Source organism: Subsaximicrobium wynnwilliamsii (assembly GCF_007997225.1).
In the GTDB taxonomy this organism is placed as follows: Bacteria; Bacteroidota; Bacteroidia; order Flavobacteriales; family Flavobacteriaceae; genus Psychroserpens; species Psychroserpens wynnwilliamsii.
In genome coordinates this window covers 42,570-62,165 of record NZ_VORM01000023.1, presented here as the reverse complement: position 1 = coordinate 62,165, position 19,596 = coordinate 42,570, and the positions used below count along the sequence as shown (strand labels likewise).

15 protein-coding genes are annotated in these 19,596 nt (G+C 40.0%); 9 read left to right on the top strand and 6 right to left on the bottom strand.

The window, feature by feature from the left end:
• Positions 1-18 precede the first annotated feature (18 nt).
• Entirely contained in the window at positions 19-1,296 is a 1,278-nt protein-coding gene (gene serS, locus ESY88_RS16355) for a serine--tRNA ligase (protein WP_147088201.1), read from the top strand.
• Positions 1,297-1,572: 276 nt separating this feature from the next.
• On the opposite strand, the gene ESY88_RS21145 is transcribed toward serS, so the two are convergent.
• Positions 1,573-1,725: a hypothetical protein gene (locus ESY88_RS21145; protein WP_189702630.1), complete on the bottom strand. Its 153-nt coding sequence runs from the start codon at positions 1,723-1,725 to the stop codon at positions 1,573-1,575.
• Positions 1,726-1,841: 116 nt separating this feature from the next.
• Between ESY88_RS21145 and ESY88_RS16345 the strand changes: the two genes are divergently transcribed.
• From ESY88_RS16345 to mgtE, 4 genes are all read left to right on the top strand, one after another.
• Positions 1,842-3,617, top strand: coding sequence for a tetratricopeptide repeat protein (locus ESY88_RS16345; protein ID WP_147088200.1), 1,776 nt, complete (start codon positions 1,842-1,844; stop codon positions 3,615-3,617).
• Between the two features lie 84 nt (positions 3,618-3,701).
• On the top strand, positions 3,702-4,046 hold the full coding sequence (locus ESY88_RS16340) for a DUF4286 family protein (RefSeq protein ID WP_147088199.1): 345 nt from the start codon (positions 3,702-3,704) through the stop codon (positions 4,044-4,046).
• A 219-nt stretch (positions 4,047-4,265) separates the two neighbouring features.
• Positions 4,266-5,057, top strand: coding sequence for a 16S rRNA (adenine(1518)-N(6)/adenine(1519)-N(6))-dimethyltransferase RsmA (gene rsmA / locus ESY88_RS16335; RefSeq protein WP_147088198.1), 792 nt, complete (start codon positions 4,266-4,268; stop codon positions 5,055-5,057).
• Positions 5,058-5,071: 14 nt separating this feature from the next.
• On the top strand, positions 5,072-6,445 hold the full coding sequence (gene mgtE / locus ESY88_RS16330) for a magnesium transporter (protein WP_147088197.1): 1,374 nt from the start codon (positions 5,072-5,074) through the stop codon (positions 6,443-6,445).
• A 125-nt stretch (positions 6,446-6,570) separates the two neighbouring features.
• Here mgtE and ESY88_RS16325 read toward each other — a convergent pair whose 3' ends face one another.
• Both ESY88_RS16325 and ESY88_RS16320 read right to left on the bottom strand, forming a co-directional pair.
• Complete coding sequence (locus ESY88_RS16325; RefSeq protein WP_147088210.1) at positions 6,571-6,768, bottom strand: hypothetical protein; 198 nt, start codon at positions 6,766-6,768, stop codon at positions 6,571-6,573.
• Positions 6,769-6,779: 11 nt separating this feature from the next.
• Positions 6,780-7,373, bottom strand: a complete 594-nt coding sequence (locus ESY88_RS16320; RefSeq protein WP_147088196.1) for a MarC family protein — start codon at positions 7,371-7,373, stop codon at positions 6,780-6,782.
• A 107-nt stretch (positions 7,374-7,480) separates the two neighbouring features.
• On the opposite strand from ESY88_RS16320, the gene ESY88_RS16315 reads away from it, so the two are divergent.
• Entirely contained in the window at positions 7,481-8,044 is a 564-nt protein-coding gene (locus ESY88_RS16315) for a DUF3109 family protein (RefSeq protein WP_147088195.1), read from the top strand.
• 58 nt (positions 8,045-8,102) lie between these two features.
• Here ESY88_RS16315 and ESY88_RS16310 read toward each other — a convergent pair whose 3' ends face one another.
• Together ESY88_RS16310 and ESY88_RS16305 are read right to left on the bottom strand one after the other, a co-directional pair.
• Positions 8,103-10,097, bottom strand: a complete 1,995-nt coding sequence (locus ESY88_RS16310) for a tetratricopeptide repeat-containing sensor histidine kinase (protein WP_223270864.1) — start codon at positions 10,095-10,097, stop codon at positions 8,103-8,105.
• Position 10,098: 1 nt separating this feature from the next.
• A complete protein-coding gene (locus ESY88_RS16305; RefSeq protein WP_147088194.1) occupies positions 10,099-10,836 on the bottom strand; it encodes a LytR/AlgR family response regulator transcription factor in 738 nt (245 codons plus the stop codon).
• A 693-nt stretch (positions 10,837-11,529) separates the two neighbouring features.
• Here ESY88_RS16305 and ESY88_RS16300 point away from each other — a divergent pair.
• The 3 genes from ESY88_RS16300 (at position 11,530) to ESY88_RS16290 (ending at position 15,890) form a co-directional block, all read left to right on the top strand.
• Positions 11,530-12,510, top strand: a complete 981-nt coding sequence (locus ESY88_RS16300) for a ribonucleotide-diphosphate reductase subunit beta (protein WP_147088193.1) — start codon at positions 11,530-11,532, stop codon at positions 12,508-12,510.
• A gap of 217 nt (positions 12,511-12,727) precedes the next feature.
• Positions 12,728-15,220: a ribonucleoside-diphosphate reductase subunit alpha gene (locus ESY88_RS16295; protein ID WP_147088192.1), complete on the top strand. Its 2,493-nt coding sequence runs from the start codon at positions 12,728-12,730 to the stop codon at positions 15,218-15,220.
• A gap of 160 nt (positions 15,221-15,380) precedes the next feature.
• Entirely contained in the window at positions 15,381-15,890 is a 510-nt protein-coding gene (locus ESY88_RS16290) for an RDD family protein (protein WP_147088191.1), read from the top strand.
• Between the two features lie 1,190 nt (positions 15,891-17,080).
• Here the strand turns inward: ESY88_RS16290 and ESY88_RS16285 are convergent.
• Positions 17,081-19,378: an inorganic phosphate transporter gene (locus ESY88_RS16285; RefSeq protein WP_147088190.1), complete on the bottom strand. Its 2,298-nt coding sequence runs from the start codon at positions 19,376-19,378 to the stop codon at positions 17,081-17,083.
• Between the last annotated feature and the right edge of the window lie 218 nt (positions 19,379-19,596).

Genomic DNA, 19,596 nt, shown 5'->3' with positions numbered 1-19,596 from the left:
ATCAAATTTTTAGAACAGATGTTACAAGTTGCATACATTAGAGACCATAAGGCTGAAGTGCTTAAGGGCTTGGCAAAACGGCAGATTGATGCCAGCATGATGATTGATCAAGTGCTTCTTTTGGATGAAGCGCGCCGCGCCACCCAAACCGAATTGGACAATACTTTGGCAGAATCCAATGCGATCTCAAAAGAAATCGGGAACCTTTTTAAATCTGGCAAAGCTGCGGAAGCGAACGAGCTCAAGGCTAAGACTTCCCAACTCAAGGAAGATTCCAAAGCTTTGGGAGAGCAACTCAATGAAAAAGTAAATGCCTTGAATGAGCTGCTTTATAAAATCCCAAACGTGCCTCATCTTGATGTGCCAGCAGGAAATAGCGAAGCCGATAATGAAGAAGTGTATCGTGAAGGCGATATCCCAAAATTACACGCCGCCGCACAACCGCATTGGGAATTGGCAAAAACCTATGACATCATTGATTTTGAATTGGGCAATAAGATAACCGGCGCAGGTTTTCCTGTATACAAAGGCAAGGGAGCCAAATTACAGCGCGCCTTGATTAGCTACTTTTTAGACAAGAATACAGCGGCAGGTTATACCGAATACCAATTGCCACTTTTGGTCAACGAAGCTTCGGGCTTTGGGACTGGGCAATTGCCAGATAAGGAGGGCCAAATGTATCATGTGGGAGAAGATGATTTGTATCTTATCCCAACTGCCGAGGTGCCAGCGACCAATATGTATCGGGATTCGCTATTGGCCGAAACCGATTTGCCAATTCAGTTAACCGGTTACACGCCCTGTTTTAGACGTGAGGCTGGCAGTTATGGCGCTCATGTGAGAGGGCTAAATCGCTTGCACCAGTTTGATAAAGTAGAGATACTACGCATAGAACATCCCGAAAAATCCTACCAAGCTTTGGAGCACATGGTAGAGCATGTGAAAACCATCTTGAAGGAACTTAAATTACCTTACCGTATTTTGAGACTTTGTGGTGGGGATTTGGGCTTTACTTCAGCGTTAACTTACGATTTTGAGGTCTTTTCCACAGCGCAAGACCGTTGGTTGGAAATTTCAAGTGTCTCCAATTTTGAAACCTTTCAAGCCAACCGCTTGAAATTGCGTTTTAAAAATAAAGAAGGTAAAACCGAACTTTGCCATACCCTAAACGGTAGTGCATTGGCACTGCCAAGAGTGTTGGCTGGGATCTTGGAAAACTACCAAACCGAAGACGGTATTGACATTCCCGAGGTATTGATCCCTTACACGGGCTTTTCCAAAATTCAGAATTCGTAAGAAAAACACCTTTTACATTCGATAAAGTGTTAATAAATAAGGTTGTTTAACGATTATCCTGCCATTTGTTTTGAAGTTTGTAGATTTTTCTTGATGTTTATACCATCGAAAGAGATATCCCACTTATTATGAAAAACATAAAACGCATTGTTTTGCTCGTTGTACTAATTGTTATGGCAAGCAAGGTCTTTTTTTAAATCATCATTAGCGCTCACATTTCAAAGAAGCCCAAACAAAATAAATAATTGAATATTAAAAACATTTGATTAATAGCATTTATTTTGATAGGTAGGCCCAAACTTCGGTTTGGGCTTTTTTTTTGCAAGCTTCATAATCAAAATCATCTATTCTACCCACCACCCAATACCCACGACCTACTACCCACAACCCACTACCCACCACCCACGACCCACGACCTACTACCAACAACCCACAACCTAATCTACAGTCAAAATCAACGAATGCACAAGCTGCGCTTTAGCTTTTATCATAACATTCACAATAAGAACACGTGTCATGTGTTATATTTACCTAAAATATTGCTAATGAAACGCATTGTACTCCTGTTTTTGTTACTCGCTGCCGGCTCGCTTCATGCACAGGATGAGATTTTGGCGAATGGTTACTTTGAGCGTGGTGAATTTGAGAAAGCACTGCTTACTTATCAAAAACTCTATGAGCAGAGCAAGAACAACACGTATTTCGAGAAAATTGTAGAGTCTCTTCAGCAATTGGAGCGGTATGACGAGTCTGAAAAGTTGCTCATGCAGCGCTTGACCAAGCAAAACTATCCGCCTGTGATGGTGGAATTGGGTTATAATTATCAATTAAAAGGCGATCAAAATAGTGCGGACGACTATTATAACAAAGCCATCGCCAGAGTGGACGAAAACCCGAGTTACAGCTTTGGCATTGCGAGACGTTTTGAGGATTATTCACTTTTAGAATATGCCTTGGAAGTCTATAAAAAAGGCATGGCACTCAATCCCGATTATAATTTTAGCCTTCAAATGGCGCGCATTTATGGGGAACAAGGCAATATTGAACAACTATTTTCAAGCTATCTGGATTATTTGGAGCTCAACCCCAGTTTTCTGGGTAACGCAAAACGTGCGTTTAGTGATTTTGTTTCAGAAAACAAGGAAAACGAAAACAATCGTATTCTTAGAGTGCTTCTGCTTAAAGAGTTACAGGCGCAACCTGATGTGTATTGGTACGATCTCTTGAGTTGGCTCTTCATTCAGCAAAAGGAATATAACAAAGCCTTTACCCAAGAAAAGGCACTTTATAAACGCAATCCAGAAAGTCTAAGGCGCATCATAGATTTGGCCTTGACCAGCTTAACCGCCAATGACGATGAGACTGCAATAGCTATTTTCAACTATATATTGGAGAACTCTCAAGACATCCAAACCGTGTTGCTGGCTCACCAGTACTTATTGGATCTGGAAGTTGAGAATGCCGATATAAAAACGCTGGAATCCGTAGATGCCAAGTATCAAGCGCTTATTGAGCAGTATGGCATCAATGAGCAAACCCTTGGACTCCAAATTGGCTACGGTAATTTTCTCGCATTTTACAATGATCAACCAGAAGCAGCCAGTCAATTTTTAAAAGAAAGTCTGTCGCTGCCACTGTCGGTTTACGAAGAGGCTGAAATTAAAATGAAATTGGCCGATATTCTCGTCTATCAAGAGCGTTTTAACGAGGCCCTGATTTATTATTCCCAGATTCAGGCGAATGTTAAAAACAGCAGCATTTCACAAGAAGCGCGATTCAAAGTCGCGAAGACCAGTTATTATAAAGGCGATTTTGATTGGGCAGAATCACAACTCAAGATCTTAAAAGCTTCGACTTCACAATTGATTGCCAATGATGCTTTGGAATTGAAATTGCTCATTTCAGACAATAAGGATGAAGATTCTCTGCAAACCGCACTAAAATTGTATGCCAAAGCCGATTTGATGTCATTTCAGAATAAAAATGAAAGAGGAATCACTTTGCTGAATAAAATCCTTACCGAACATAAAGGCGAAAGCATCGAAGATCAAGCGCTTTACATGCAAGCCAAATTATTTGAAAAAACAAACCAATTGGAAAAAGCAGTTGCCAATTACGAATACATAATCGCTAATTATCGCGATGAGATTTTAGCCGACGACGCCTATTTTTATTTGGCTGAATTATACGAAACCCAATTGGCACAGCCCGAAAAAGCGAAAGACCTTTACGAAAAAATCATCTTCAACCATCAAGACAGTATTTATTTTGTAGAGGCTCGGAAGCGTTTTAGGATGCTTCGAGGGGATGCTATTAATTGAGTCTCAGTTTCAGTTTGCAATCTCGGTCGAAGTTTTCAGTAGAATAAATAACAAAATCCGTATTTTAAGCCAACAAACAATACAATGATCATATACAACGTAACCATAAACATAGACGACAGTGCTCACGACGAGTGGCTGGAGTGGATGAAGACCGAGCACATTCCGCAGGTATTAGCCACTGGAAAATTTGAAAAAGCGACCTTTTCTAAAGTGCTCGTAGAAGAAGATCTTGGCGGAATCACGTATTCTGTACAGTACAGATGCAAATCGCGAGAAGCATTGAATGCCTATTATAAAGAAGATGCCGAAAAACTAAGAGCTGAAGGTCTCAAGAAATTTGGCGATAAACAATTGGCATTTCGTACAGAAATGGAAATTGTGCACGAGTACGATGCCGGGGATGAAGATTTTGGGTTCAGGCACTAGTAATTGGGAGGTCATGAAGTTCTGGTTTTGAGGAATTGGGGATTAGTTGAGTAGCCCTTGCGATAACAGCTATGCCTACTTTAAAGTCGGATAACAGATACCACACAACAGACAACAGACAACTGATAACGCAAAACCGCCAACTTTGCAACACTAAAATAAATTTGATATCTATTCTATCCCAATCTTTGAAATAGATGCTTAAAAAAAAAAGTCAACGTGACAAACCAAAATCAAGTACGCGCCAAAAAACATTTAGGGCAGCATTTTTTGAAAGACGAATCGGTTGCCGAGAAAATTGCCGACAGCCTATCTTATAAAGGCTATGACCAAATTTTAGAAATTGGCCCAGGCATGGGCGTGTTGACCAAGTACCTTTTGAATAAGGACACGACGACGCATGTGATAGAAATTGACACAGAATCGGTGGACTATCTCAAGGCCAATTATCTTAATTTGTCTAACCGCATCATCCAACAGGATTTTTTAAAGTACGACCTCAATTTGGTTTTTAATGGAGAGCCGTTCGCTATTATTGGAAACTTTCCGTATAATATTTCCTCACAGATTTTGTTCAAGACCTTGGAGATGAGAGCTCAAATCCCGGAGTTTTCGGGCATGTTCCAAAAAGAAGTAGCCTTGCGCATTTGTTCTTCGGAAGGCAGTAAGGTCTATGGCATCCTATCGGTATTGACCCAAGCGTTTTATGATGCCGAGTACCTGTTTACTGTGCCACCTCATGTTTTCAATCCGCCACCAAAAGTAGATTCTGGTGTATTGCTATTAAAACGGAAGGCGAATTTTGAGTTGCCTTGTGATGAGGCACTTTTTTTCAGGGTGGTAAAAACCGCATTTCAACAGCGCCGAAAAACCTTACGAAACAGTTTAAAAACCTTCAATCTTTCAGATAATTTGAAAGCAAACACTATCTTTGACAAGCGCCCAGAGCAACTTAGTGTCCCATTGTTTCTGGAACTCACATCGCTTATCCAAGAAGACAGCAACCTTTAATAAAACGCCTCACTTTGATCGAAGAGAAAGAAAACATACAGTTTGAATTGACCGATGAGCTTGTCGCACAGGTGGAGCATTTGGTTGAAACAAGAAATGACGAGGAGCTAAAAAGCTTGCTGGAAGATTTCCACCATGCCGATATCGCAGAGATCTTGGATGAGCTCGATTTGGATGATTCGGTCTATGTCATCAAACTGTTGGATTCTGAGACCACTGCCGATATTCTCATTGAGATGGATGAGGACAACCGGGAAAAAGTACTTCGGAATCTTTCTGCCAAGGAAATCGCAGAGGAAATTGAAGAGCTCGATACCGATGATGCGGCCGATATCATTGCAGAACTCCCTGAAGAACGCCAGGCAGAAGTCATCTCAAACATCGAAGATAAAGAGCACCGGAAGGAAATCACAGAACTCTTGGCCTACGATGAGGATACCGCAGGTGGTCTCATGGCAAAAGAGCTGGTAAAGGTTTACGAAACCTGGACCGTTGCGGGCTGTTTAAGACGTATTCGTGTTCAGGCCAAAGACGTTACCAGAGTGCATTCCATTTATGTGGTCGATAAAAAGAATAAACTCATAGGTCGCCTGTCCCTAAAGGATTTGATCGTGGCCAAGGCAGAGCATAAGATTGCCGATATCTACATCAAAACCGTAGATTATGTGCATGTGGATGATGATGCAGAAGACGTAGCGCGTATCATGCAAAAGTATGATCTTGAGGCCATCCCTGTGGTGGATAGTAATCAAAAACTACTGGGCCGCATCACCATTGATGATATTGTGGATGTGATAAGGGAAGAAGCAGATAGGGATTACCAAATGGCTGCCGGTATTTCACAAGGTGTTGAGGCCGATGATAGTATTTTGAAATTGACCCGAGCGCGCCTGCCATGGTTATTGATTGGTATGTTTGGTGGTTTAGGAGCTGCCAGCATTATTGAGTATTTCAATGGTGAAATGGGTGATTTTATAGTGCTGCTCAGTTTCGTGCCGCTCATCCAAGCAACTGCTGGTAACGTTGGCGTACAGTCGTCTGCAATTATTGTGCAAGGGTTGGCAAATGATAGCTTGGATGGTAAAATCTTTAAGCGTCTTTTAAAGGAAGCATTGTTGGGCTTGGTCAACGGCTTGGCAATTGCCTGTATTGCCTTGGTTATTACCCATTTTCTCTTTGGCACACCTTACATCGTTTCAATTACCGTTGGCATTGCTTTAATATCTGTAATCGTAATGGCAGCAATGATTGGCACATTTATTCCAATATTCTTGGATAAAAGGGGCATAGATCCTGCAGTGGCCACGGGGCCATTTATCACCACAAGTAATGATGTTTTTGGCATTTTAATCTACTTTGTGATTGCCAAATTGATCCTTCAGTTTTAGAATCCTTCAGAAGTGAAAACAAAGCAATTGGCAGATGGTTGGGTAGATCTAGCGAACTGCTTTTATAACTCCACAAGTTTTTATACCACTCAAATTAGGAAGTAACTTTATAAAGGTTCTAAGTCTTAAGACTTAACCTTCTGCTCTATTTTTTTGGAAACGCTAAGGATTTGAAGCAGTAAAATTGCACAAAGTGAGGCTGTGATGCAAATCAATGCCGTTAGACTATCTCCTGCAAATAAATTGTTGAAATCTAATTTGGTTACGTTGAAAACCACAATTGCAATCGCAAGAACGCTAAGAATGATGCTAAGAATTTTCATTTTCATTTATTTTATACCAGTTCAAAGAGCGCCTTGATATTGTAGGCAAATAGTTTTACCGCAATAGCCAATAAGATCACACCAAATACTTTTCTTATGATATTGATCCCATTTTGACCGATCATACGCTCAATTCTGGATGAGGTTTTTAATACCACAAAGATAATGATAACATTCAGTACCACCGCAACAATAATATTTTCTATACGGTATTCTGCCCTAAGTGACAGTAGCGTGGTTAAACTTCCAGGGCCAGCAATTAACGGGAAGGCCAATGGAAACACCGATGCAGTCATCGCCGCATTTTCATCTTCCTTGTATAAGGTTATGCCTAAAATCATTTCAAGTGCAATAAAAAACAGAATGAAAGATCCAGCAACCGCGAAGGAGTTGACGCCTAAGCCAATCAATGATAAAATGGTCTGTCCCAGAAACAGAAAAATCACCATGATCACACCAGCGATTATGGATGCTTTTCCGCTCTCGATATGACCCGCTTTTTTACGAAGATCGATTACAATGGGAATATTACCAACGATATCAATAACCGCGAATAAAATCATGAACGCGGTAAATATTTCCTTTATGTTGAGCTGAAGGTCCATATTAAAAAAATTTTTGGCAAAAGTACTGCTTAGCTTATGATTTATAACGTTAAATAATCGTAAAGTTTGCCTACTTTTGCAACCTAATATTTTACTAAAATTCAGCGATGTTTCAACTCGGTAAGGCCATAGTTTCAGAAGATATTATAGAGAAGGATTTTGTGTGCAATCTTAGCGCATGCAAAGGAGCTTGCTGCATTAATGGCGATGCTGGAGCGCCGCTGGAACTTGAAGAAACGCAGATCCTTAAAGATATCTATCCTAAAGTAAAACCTTTTCTTAGGAAGCAAGGCATTGAAGCCATAGAGAAACAGGGCACACACATTACCACAGAATTTGGCGAGCATGAAACACCATTGATAGACGGTGCCGATTGCGCATACGTGATTTTTGGCAAAAACAAAACTGCGCTCTGCGGTATTGAAGAAGCCTATAACCAAGGCGAAATCTCATGGAAAAAACCAGTGTCGTGCCATCTATATCCAGTAAGGATTAAGGACTATTCTGAATTTTCAGCAGTAAATTATGACCGTTGGGAAATTTGCGATGATGCTTGCACACTTGGTAAAGAATTGCAGGTGCCCATTTATAAATTTGTAAAAGAGGGGCTGATTAGAAAATTTGGAGAAGATTGGTATGCCGAGTTGGAAAAGGTGGCGAATAAGCTTTAAGACTGGCAAAACTTGGGTTTGATAGTGACCCTATTCAATTGAATCACCCCCTTAGACCTTAAGCGGTTCTCATAGCCGTTGTACGCGTTGGTATTCTCACCAAAATGCGCGTGCCAATGGCTTTGTTTCCAGAGTTGTCATACAAATCCTCAATATTAATTTGATAGTCTTCGGTATAACTTTTAGAGAAATTGGCTAATCGGGCTTTAGTAATGGCGATGCCCATGGATTTGCGTTTTAGGTACTTGCCGCTCTTGATTTTAGCAGCTTCTTTTCTGCCGATGCCATTATCGGTTATAGCGATATCCACCATATCTTCTGATGTGCGATACACATGCAGTTTTATTTTTTTATCATCGGCTTTGGAAGATAAGCCGTGCCAAAGGGCATTTTCCAAAAATGGTTGCAAAATTAGCGATGGTATTTTAATGCTCGCTGTATTAATGGTGTCCTCAACTTTGATATTAAATAGTATTTGGTCATCAAATCGTATGTTCTCAATAGTCATATAGAGTTGCATGGTATCCAACTCGTCTGCCAAAGTGGTTTCCTTTTCTGTGGAGGCCACCAATATTTTACGTATTAATTTTGAAAATTTATTGAGATAATACACCGCATTTTCTTTCTCATTATTAATGATGTAGAGTTTAATGGAATTGAGCGAGTTGAAGATAAAATGTGGATTCATTTGATTTCTCAACATGTCTTGTTCTAGCGTTAGAATTTGTTTTTCTTGTTGCAATTGGCGGTTGCGGTAAACGGCAATCAAGGAAGCTGCGATGATGGCAAGACCTAAGATCGAGTACCAAAAAATGGTTTTGTTGCGCTCAAGTTTGAATTTTACAAGTTCGTTCTCATTGGCAAGTGCTTTGATTTCCCTGTTCTTGACTTCATTTTCGTATTGGATAATCACATCGTTTACGTAGCGTAAATTGCGATCGTTATTGATGTTTTTTTCAATGGTTATGGCCTCCGTGAAATGTTGCAGTGCGAGCTCGTAGTTCCCTTTTTTTGCATAAAGATCTGATAAATGTTTGCCAGCCTCAACAATATAGAAGTTTAGATTATGCGCTTTGGCAATATTCAAACCCTTATTTAGGTTGCGCTCTGAAGCTTCTAATTGGCCCATTTCCTCTTGCACCCAACCTAAATTAATGTAAGATTCGGCGACGTAAAACTGGTCGCCAATTATAAGCACTTTTTCTAACGCTTTTTCAATGATCATTTTGGCATCAATGTACTTTTTTTGCTTGATGTAAACTGCGCCTATGCTGTTATAGCAAATTACGCGACCCAAATTGGAATTGATCTGGTTGTTGAAATCGAGAGACAACTTGTAATTTCTAAGTGCATTTTCAAGATCTCCTTTTTGCTCGTAGGCATAGCCAATATTTTGGTAATTGATTGCCAAGCCCAATTGATTACCTTCTTTTTTCTCAATGATCAAGGATTTTTGAAATTGTTTCATTGCCAAATCATACTGCTCAAGCACAAGATAAATATTGCCAATACTGTTGTGGGAAACGGCAATATTGTGTTGGATCTCCTGCGATGGGTTTTTTAGAGCGCTAGATATATCAAGTGCCTTAGTGTGAAAGTCCAACGCCGGTTTTACAAGGTTCATGCGCCTGTAGGCAACACCAACATTGTTGAGGCTTATAACCCTTAATTCTACATTATCTGCAACTTGTGCCAATTCCCTTGCTTTTTTATGCAGTTTTATGGAACGCTCATATTGTGAAATATTTCGATACAAAACACCTAAAACATTGAGTGCATAAGATTCGCCTTCTAAGTAGTTCTCGTTTTTTGCTTTTGATATGAACTGTTTGAGTTTGATGCTGTCACCCCTATAGGGATACAAAACATCATTTATGGAGGTATAGTCTCTTGGAGTATTGGCTAACAATTGATCAACAGCAGTTTTAAACACTGTGTTCTGATCCTTATCATCCTGTGCACCGCTTCCTAAAGGGCACATTAAGCCACACAAAAGCATCAAAACATACAAGTGTGGTATCTGGATGCGCTTATGGGTTTTGCAAAGTTTCAAGTCAAAGTTTTTCTAAAAATTCAGATTTCCTTTGGCGGGCCACAGGAATCTTATGATTGGAGGTCATGACCACATAACCGTGATTTTTCACGAATTCTTTAATTTTAGTCAAGTTCACGATAAAGGAGTTATGGATTCTAAAGAAAAAATGATCTGGCAATAAGGCGTCCACTTCTTTGAGTTTTTTTGTAATCACTATTTTTTTGTTATCCATTGTATAGATTATGGAATAGTTGCCGTCAGATTCCACGAAAATAATATCCTCAATGTCTAAAAATAACAATCTGCCATCGGTATTGATGGTAATTTTTTTGTTATCAAAACGTTCGGTAAGACTTTCCAATACCTCCTCAATTTTGGAGGTGTTCGAACTGGATCGCAATTTGAATTTGGTTATTTTCTCAATGGTTTGCTCAAGATCGTCAGAGTCAATAGGTTTTAATAGGTAATCTATAGCCTCGTGCTTTAAGGCTTTTATGGCAAACTCATCATAAGCCGTGGTAATTACTACAGCCATTTCCTTATTAGATAGGCGCTCTAAAAATTGAAAGCCATCCATAGTGGGCATTTGAATGTCCAGAAACAGACAGTCTAAGGTGTTTTTGTTGATATAAACTATGGCTTCTTCTGGGCTGGTAAACGTATTGATGATTTGCACATTTTTGCTAAAATGGGATAGCTCCCAAGATAAACTTTGGATGGCTTTAGGTTCATCATCTACTATAACTGCCTTGATCATAATATCAAATATAGAATTATTTGCTGTAATTAAGAGCTTAAATGTATGGTTAGTCCAATTTTGCGTATAATGAGAATTTTTGTAACACCCCTTGTAATTCTGGACTACGAATTTTTACCAGTTATACAGCTTTTTTAACCAAAGATACATTTGGTGCTTGGCATTTCCCTTATATTTTTAATATTTGAACTGAAAGTAATTTGACAAGCTATTATTAGTTCTATTTACTTTATGAATGTGGGGATTTATTGAGTTTTTAGTTACTATTAATATTTAAAAGTCAGGTCTCGGCCTGACTTTTTTGTCAATTTCTCATTGAACAGAAGAGAAGTTATTTTCATCACTTATTTGAGTTAGTTTAGTTAATATTTAAGGGGGGAAGAGCGTTTTTAACGCTCTTTTTTTTATGTGTCTTTTAGTCTTCCTAAGCTAGGTAACATCACTGTCGAAGGGTGTTTTAACAGTAATTTGCTTACTTTATGAAAGTCTTACTTTCTCGAATAACTATCTGGTCTTTAATGTTTTATTCTAAAATATAAACAGCTGCTGGATTTTTGGATAAAAATCGTATTGTTAAAAACTTGTTGAAAAGCTTTGTTCGAAATGCCGAAAATATTCACTGCGTTTTCCAATCTTTGTTAGTCCCAAGTCGAAACAATGTTTCAATCCAAATAATCCAAAAAAAACTAAGGCATGTCTCAAATCACAGAACCAATTTTACAGGAAAATAAAGATAGATTCGTCATCTTTCCAATCAAACATCATGATATTTGGGAATGGTATAAAAAATCTGAAGCTAGTTTTTGGACTGCAGAAGAAATTGATCTGCATCAGGATTTGAGCGATTGGAAAAACAAGCTTAACGACGATGAGCGTTATTTCATCAAACATATTTTGGCCTTTTTCGCTGCCAGTGACGGTATTGTCAATGAAAACCTAGCGGAAAACTTCGTTAATGAGGTGCAGTATAGTGAGGCGAAATTCTTCTATGGTTTCCAAATCATGATGGAAAACATTCATAGTGAAACCTATTCGCTCTTGATTGATACTTACGTCAAGGATGAAGAAGAAAAAGATTTGCTTTTCAACGCTATTGAAAATTTTCCTGCGATCAAGAAAAAAGCAGACTGGGCCTTGAAATGGATCGATTCGCCAAGCTTTGCAGAGCGTTTGATCGCTTTTGCTGCTGTGGAGGGGATTTTCTTCTCTGGAGCGTTTTGTTCTATTTTCTGGTTGAAGAAAAGAGGCTTAATGCCTGGATTGACCTTTTCAAACGAACTGATTTCAAGGGATGAAGGCGTACACGCCGATTTTGCAGTGCATTTGCATAACAAGCATCTCATTAATAAAGTCCCTAAGGCGCGTATTAGAGAGATTCTAGTGGATGCCTTAACTATTGAGCGTGAATTTATTACAGAGTCACTACCAGCGAGTTTAATTGGGATGAACGCCAAGCTAATGTCCCAATACCTCGAGTTTGTAACCGACCGTCTTTTGGTGGAGCTGGAATGTGAGAAAGAATACAACACGGCCAATCCTTTCGATTTTATGGATATGATCTCACTGCAAGGAAAAACCAATTTCTTTGAAAAACGTGTTGCAGAGTATCAAAAGGCAGGTGTAATGAGCAAAGAGGATGAGAAGGATAAGTTCAGTTTTGACGCTGACTTTTAAAGATATTGGTAAGGCCTTCCGTTGAAATTTTATATCAACTTAAAAGGCGACACCTCAAAATACTATAGATTTAAAGTCGAGTTTGTTGGAATTCCTGAGTAGGGAAGCGGATCTCTTATCTCAAAATCAAAGCATAAATTTAGGATTTTAGTTCAAAATTCATTCATCAATTAACAAATTCTGAAATCCTGTATTTCAGAAGAAAAAACGGGAAAGTATGGTTGTAATAAAAAGAGACGGAAGAAAAGAACCAATGATGTTCGACAAAATTACCGCCAGAGTGCGCAAACTCTGCTATGGCCTTAATGAAATTGTAGATCCTGTTAAAGTGGCGATGCGAGTAATTGAAGGTTTGTATGATGGCGTGACCACTAGTGCCTTGGATAATTTGGCTGCAGAAGTTGCTGCCACCCTAACCACTTCACATCCCGATTATGCGAAATTGGCAGCGCGAATTTCTGTGTCTAACTTACACAAAAACACCAAAAAAACCTTTAGCGAGGTCATGCACGATCTGTACGTTTATGTGAACCCGAGAACGGGCAAGAAAGCGCCGCTTCTCTCTGATGAGGTGTATAAAGTCATTATGGATAATAAGGATCAATTGGATTCGACCATTATCTACAACCGCGATTTCAACTACGATTATTTCGGCTTTAAAACCTTGGAGCGTTCTTACCTTCTAAAATTGAATGGTGAGATTGCCGAACGTCCACAGCACATGCTTATGAGGGTTTCCATCGGGATTCATTTGAATGACTTGGAATCGGCACTTGAGACCTATGAACTCATGTCTAAAAAATACTTTACACACGCTACACCAACACTTTTTAACTCGGGCACACCTAAACCGCAAATGTCTTCCTGTTTTCTCTTGACGATGAAGGATGACAGCATCGACGGCATTTATGACACGTTAAAACAGACCGCTAAGATTTCTCAATCTGCCGGCGGAATTGGTCTGGCCATACACAATGTTCGCGCTACCGGAAGTTACATCTCTGGTACCAACGGAACTTCTAATGGCATTGTGCCCATGCTGAAGGTGTTCAACGATACCGCTCGCTACGTAGATCAAGGTGGTGGCAAGCGCAAAGGAAGCTTTGCCATTTACATCGAAACTTGGCATGCCGATATCTTCGATTTTCTGGACCTTAAAAAGAACCACGGAAAAGAGGAAATGCGCGCCAGGGATTTGTTCTATGCCATGTGGATTTCAGATTTGTTCATGAAACGCGTTGAGGAAAATGGAAAATGGACCTTAATGTGCCCGAATGAATGTCCGGGATTACCAGAAACCCATAGCGAAGAGTTTGAAGCACTGTATCTCAAATATGAAGCTGAAGGCAAAGGACGCAAAACCATCAGGGCTCGGGAGCTTTGGGAGAAAATCTTGGAATCACAGATTGAAACGGGCACACCGTACATGTTGTACAAAGATGCAGCCAACCGCAAATCCAATCAGAAAAATTTAGGGACTATTCGTTCCTCGAATTTATGTACAGAGATCATGGAGTACACTGCTCCAGACGAGGTTGCGGTGTGTAATTTGGCATCGATTGCCTTGCCAATGTTCATCAAGAACGGCGAGTTTGATCACAAGGAATTGTTTAAGATTACCAAACGCGTGACCAAAAACCTAAACCGTGTGATTGATCGCAATTACTATCCGGTAAAAGAGGCAGAGAATTCCAATTTCCGTCACAGACCTGTTGGACTTGGCGTGCAAGGCTTGGCAGATGCGTTTATCACATTGAGATTGCCTTTTACCAGTGACGAGGCCAAACAGTTGAACAAGGATATTTTTGAAACCTTATATTTTGCGGCATTAACCGCAAGTATGGAAGAAGCAAAAGCCGATGGGCCTTATCAGTCTTATGAAGGGTCTCCTATAAGCCAAGGCGAATTTCAGCACAACCTTTGGGGTGTTAAAGACGAAGATCTTAGCGGCAGATGGGATTGGGCAAAACTTCGAAAAAGCATCATGAAGCACGGGGTGCGTAACTCCTTATTGGTGGCGCCTATGCCAACCGCATCTACTTCACAGATTTTAGGTAACAATGAGTGTTTTGAACCTTATACTTCAAACATCTATACACGTCGTGTGCTGTCTGGCGAATTTATCGTAGTGAACAAGCATTTGCTGGAGGATCTAGTGGAATTGGGTCTTTGGAACGAAACCCTGAAACAGGATATCATGCGTGCCAACGGCTCTGTTCAAGATATTGAAGGCATTCCGCAGGACCTCAAAGAACTATACAAAACGGTATGGGAGCTCAGTATGAAAGACATTATCGATATGTCACGCCAAAGAGGTTATTTCATTGACCAATCCCAATCGCTCAATTTGTTCATGGAAGGCGCAAACATGGCCAAGTTAACCTCCATGCATTTTTATGCTTGGAAGAGCGGACTCAAAACAGGCATGTATTACCTGAGAACAAAGAGCGCTGTTGATGCCATCAAATTTACTTTGAACAAGAAAAAGTTGGAGCAGCCAATCCAGGAAGAAGTGGAGGGTGACAATGTTGAGCAAACCAAAGTCTTGGCAAAACAAAAAGAGACTGCCGCAAAAACGGCCGAGAAATTTGCAAATAAATCAACTCCGGAACCTGAGGAAGTAGCGCCAATGAGTGCTGAGGAAATGAAAGCCTTGATTGTGCAAGCCAAAGAAGCAGAAGGCGATGATTGTTTGATGTGCGGCAGTTAAAGTACGTAAGTAAATTGAGCCGATAAAATTAGGTATTGGCAACAAAAACAGCATTTGGATGTTTCCATGATGCTGTTTTTTTTTGCCGATGGTCGAAAGGATAGTGGAGTTTTGATTTTTACTTTTATATTTGAGAGCTAAACCCCCAAATTAAACGCTTATGAATTCCCGGTCCATTACCATCACAACAGATCTTTTGGCCAGTAAGGGCAAACGTTTCGGAAACTTTATTGTTGATTATATCATACAAATGATCATTGGTGCAGGCATTGGTGTTGTGATCGCTTTGATGGCCGAACTAACGGGTGATTACGCCCTCTATGATATTGTGGTGGAGTCGGAAAGTCGATTAATGGACTATGTCTTCGGTTTTGGAATTCTGTTTGTGTACTACGTCATCATTGAAAGCTTGACTTCAAAATCCATTGGTAAATACATAACCCAAACCAAAGTGGTGCTCGAAGATGGCTCTAAACCTGGTTTTTCCGATATTTTACTGCGCACGCTTTGTCGTTTGATCCCGTTTGAGCAGTTTTCCTTTTTAGGGACCGATGGCAAAGGCTGGCATGATTCCCTATCCAAAACCTACGTGGTGGATGAAAAGAAATATGAAGCTAAAAAAGATACCGTTATTGGTTTAGAGGAAATTGGCAGAGCAGTTGAAGTCTAAAAACACCACGGAAGGCATCTCGTGCTTACCCTGTTTTGATTATGCCTTATGGCTAAAGCTTTTGGCAATAGACCTACTTCAAGGGATCCTATTTTCAGTAACACCAATACCAAGCAACTCCCTTTGCGTATCTCAGTGAAACTCCACACATCTCTGTGAAACAGCTATTACGCAGAGATTCGCAGAGCAAAGTGAGATCTGGCGTTTAAACCAGCAAATGAATTTTTTTATGGCTAAAGCTTTTGGAGTGAAACTTCTTTTTGGAGTCATATTTCATCAAAGAGCAAAGCCATGCATTTCTTTGTGTATCTCAGTGAAACTCCGCGCATCTCTGTGAAATAACCATCAAGCAGAGATTCACAAAGCAAAGTGAGATCTGGCGTTTAAACCAGCAAATGAAATTTTTTATGGCTAAAGCTTTTGGAGTCAAATTCCTTTTTGGAGTCATATTTCATCAAAGAGCAAAGCCATGCATTTCTTTGTGTACCTCCGTGAAACTCGGCGCATCTCTGTGAAATAACCATCACGCAGAGATTCGCAAAGCAAAGTGAGATCTGGCGTTAAAAACCAGCAAATGAATTTTTTTAAGGCTGAAACTTTTGGAGTCAAATTCCTTTTTGGAGACATATTTCATCAAAGAGCAAACCCAAGCACTTCTTTGTGTATCTCAGTGAAACTCCGCGCATCTCTGTGAAATAAGCATCAATCAGAGATTCGCAAAGCAAAGTGAGATCTGGCGTTTAAACCAGCAAATGAATTTTTTTATGGCTGAAGCTTTTGGAGTGAAACTCCTTTCTGGAGACATATCTCATATAGGGCAAAGCCATGCACTTCTTTGTGTGTCTCAGTGAAACTCCGCGCATCTCTGTGAAATAACCATCAATCAGAGATTCACAAAGCAAAGTGAGATCTGGCGTTTAAACCAGCAAATGAATTTTTTTATGGCTGAAGCTATTGGAGTGAAACTCCTTTCTGGAGACATATCTCATATAGGGGCAAAGCCATGCACTTCTTTGTGTGTCTCAGTGAAACTCCGCGCATCTCTGTGAAATAACCACCACGAAGAGATTCGCAAAGCAACATGTAACAAAATTGAATGTATGCCCGTGGTATTCGGCAAAGCACCTTCCCTTTTTTTAAAACGAATTTAGAGTAATGCTATTGATTTCAAATGCACAAAGCCAATTTGCTTAAGATCCAGATGGTGTGCTGTCTTCATTGGTGTCTGGCAATCTTGCCGGTTCTACCTTGCTGTCGTGTGCCGTGTAATACTCTTCCAAAAGGTTCATGGTAGCATTTAGTAGGTCTTTGGTTTCTAACAGCAAACTAAAGTAAAGCGTCGTGTTTTTAGGACTCGATTCTTCGGTTCTGGTGCGTTCTACCTGTTTGGTGATCTTTTGGTTGACCATGTTCAATACCTTCTGTTTTTCAGTAAGTACTATGCCAATTTCCTCGAAAGATTCTGCATCAAACGCATTTTTTGTATTGGCGAACAAGGTTTCCATAACCTCATCAATTTCCTTGAGCTCCTTGATTTGACTGAATTTGAGTTTCTTATGGTTATTGTTCACATGTTTATAGCTCATCTTGGAAATGAACTCCAAAGACTGTGATATATCCTGCAAATACCCTAGTATATTGATGTAGAAATTACTGGCCGACATGCTTGGCTCTTCCAGGTTTTTGATAAAATAAAAGATGTTGTCCCTTAGATCGTCAATCTCATTGGAGAGTTTGGCAACTTGTTTTTTGTTCTTTTTGAGCGTCTTATGGTTTTGTGTGGCCAAACCATTGATCGCGCCGGTATATATCTTGTTGCCACGTTTTACGACGTTTGCGATGTTTTTAGCGCTTTCTATGATTACGCCTTGGGTAGAGCTGCTTTCGGCACGCTCAAGGCTGTCTACTTCTTTTTGCTCTTTGGTTTCCTTGCGGTGGCCAATGTAATTTTTAACTAATAGTAAGATGGCCAAAACTAAAAGTCCTGTGAGCGCGTACGCCCTTCCGTAGTAGAGAATAACCGCCATAATCGCAGCGGCAAGAAAGGCGCTAAAGGCCGTGAAAAACCATCCGCCAATAACATTGAGCACACCAGCGACGCGATATACAGCGCTTTCGCTCCCCCATGCTCTATCGGCCAAAGAGGTTCCCATGGCAACCATGAAAGTCACATAAGTGGTTGATAAAGGCAACTTCATGGAAGTTGCTACAGAAATCAATACGCTGGCCACCATGAGGTTGACCGCAGCACGCACCAAATCAAAGGCGGGCTGGTCTTCGGTTTTGGATGCTATGACCTGTGTTGGTTTCTCAAATTGTTTATCTATGTAAGTCTTTCCAGTTTTTGAGAACAACTTATTGAAGCCTTCAGAAGCAGCAATACTTCCTCTTACAATGGTTCGGGACAAGAAGTTTGGCTCAAAACGCTCCTTCACATTGTCCTGTCTGGATAGATCAACCGATGTTTTCACAACGGCCCTAGCCTTTGTGGAGAACCACAAGGTCAACACCATGATAAGACCCGCGATGAGCAATAAAATGGGTTTTGTGCCCACGGGTTGATTCAAGGCATCCATAGCATATTCTGATGGTAAACTACCACTCACAGACCATGCTTCATAAGAATTGAAGGCTGCAATGGGCACCCCAATGAAATTAACCAAATCATTACCTGCAAAAGCTACCGCTAATGCGAACGTGCCGATAATGATAATAACGACGTAAATACTCTTTTTGGTAAAACTTATAAAAAGATAAGATAGGATGGTAAGCACTAAAAAGCTTAGGCCAATCAATTGCAATGGGTGGTCTCCAATAAAATCTTGAACCGTATCGTTCATAAACGATGCGTTCTTGATGCCTTTGATTAAAATGAAGTATAAAATTGATGTCGTTGCCAATCCGCTAAAAATAGCACCATAATAATCTGGTTTACTTTCAAATTTGAAACTCAATAATAATCTAGAAAGAAACTGAATGATTGCACCTATGGTAAAAGCAATGACCACAGATAATAGGATGCCCACAATGATTTCTATAGCCTTTTCATTGTTGATGTAATTGCCAAGATCCAAAAAGGTCTCAGAATCACTTGCCGAAATTTTCAAAAGTGCCACACAAACAGAAGCGCCCAGAAGCTCAAATACAATGGAAACGGTTGTGGAGGTTGGCATGCCCAAGGTGTTGAAAAAATCCAGAAGCAAGATATCGGTAATCATGACCGCGGTAAAAATGATCATGATCTCATCAAACATAAACTCGCCAGGATTGAAAATGCCTTTTCTAGCAACTTCCATCATCCCACTCGAAGACATGGCGCCTAGCGCAACGCCCAAACTGGCTACAATGATAATGGTTCTAAACGATACGGCCTTAGAGCCTATGGCAGAATTCAAGAAATTTACCGCATCGTTGCTAACTCCAACTACAAGATCTGCAACGGCCAAAAAGGCCAGAGCGATGAGCATGTAGATATAAACGTTTTCCATAAAATCGTTCTAAATTAAATGTGTGCAAATTTCACATATTATATTGTACCTTATGTTACCTAAACGTTATGTTCTATTTAAAATGAGAGCAACAATTTTGTGGCAAAATAATCTTTAGCTGAGAGTTTAGCTAAAAAGAGATTATAATAATTATTCAGGTTTTAATTATACAACTGATAAACAAGTGTTTCTGTATTCAATGTTAATTTAATGTTACG

What these genes read in the sequence shown, in the direction of transcription:
- ESY88_RS16315 (WP_147088195.1), top strand. Translation starts at nt 7,481, where the DNA reads ATGTTTCAACTCGGTAAGGCCATAGTTTCAGAAGATATTATAGAGAAG.
- serS (WP_147088201.1), top strand. Translation starts at nt 19, where the DNA reads ATGTTACAAGTTGCATACATTAGAGACCATAAGGCTGAAGTGCTTAAG.
- ESY88_RS16325 (WP_147088210.1), bottom strand. Translation starts at nt 6,768, where the DNA reads ATGAAAATTCTTAGCATCATTCTTAGCGTTCTTGCGATTGCAATTGTG.
- ESY88_RS16305 (WP_147088194.1), bottom strand. Translation starts at nt 10,836, where the DNA reads ATGATCAAGGCAGTTATAGTAGATGATGAACCTAAAGCCATCCAAAGT.
- ESY88_RS16345 (WP_147088200.1), top strand. Translation starts at nt 1,842, where the DNA reads ATGAAACGCATTGTACTCCTGTTTTTGTTACTCGCTGCCGGCTCGCTT.
- ESY88_RS16285 (WP_147088190.1), bottom strand. Translation starts at nt 19,378, where the DNA reads ATGGAAAACGTTTATATCTACATGCTCATCGCTCTGGCCTTTTTGGCC.
- ESY88_RS16320 (WP_147088196.1), bottom strand. Translation starts at nt 7,373, where the DNA reads ATGGACCTTCAGCTCAACATAAAGGAAATATTTACCGCGTTCATGATT.
- ESY88_RS16295 (WP_147088192.1), top strand. Translation starts at nt 12,728, where the DNA reads ATGGTTGTAATAAAAAGAGACGGAAGAAAAGAACCAATGATGTTCGAC.
- ESY88_RS16340 (WP_147088199.1), top strand. Translation starts at nt 3,702, where the DNA reads ATGATCATATACAACGTAACCATAAACATAGACGACAGTGCTCACGAC.
- ESY88_RS16290 (WP_147088191.1), top strand. Translation starts at nt 15,381, where the DNA reads ATGAATTCCCGGTCCATTACCATCACAACAGATCTTTTGGCCAGTAAG.
- ESY88_RS16300 (WP_147088193.1), top strand. Translation starts at nt 11,530, where the DNA reads ATGTCTCAAATCACAGAACCAATTTTACAGGAAAATAAAGATAGATTC.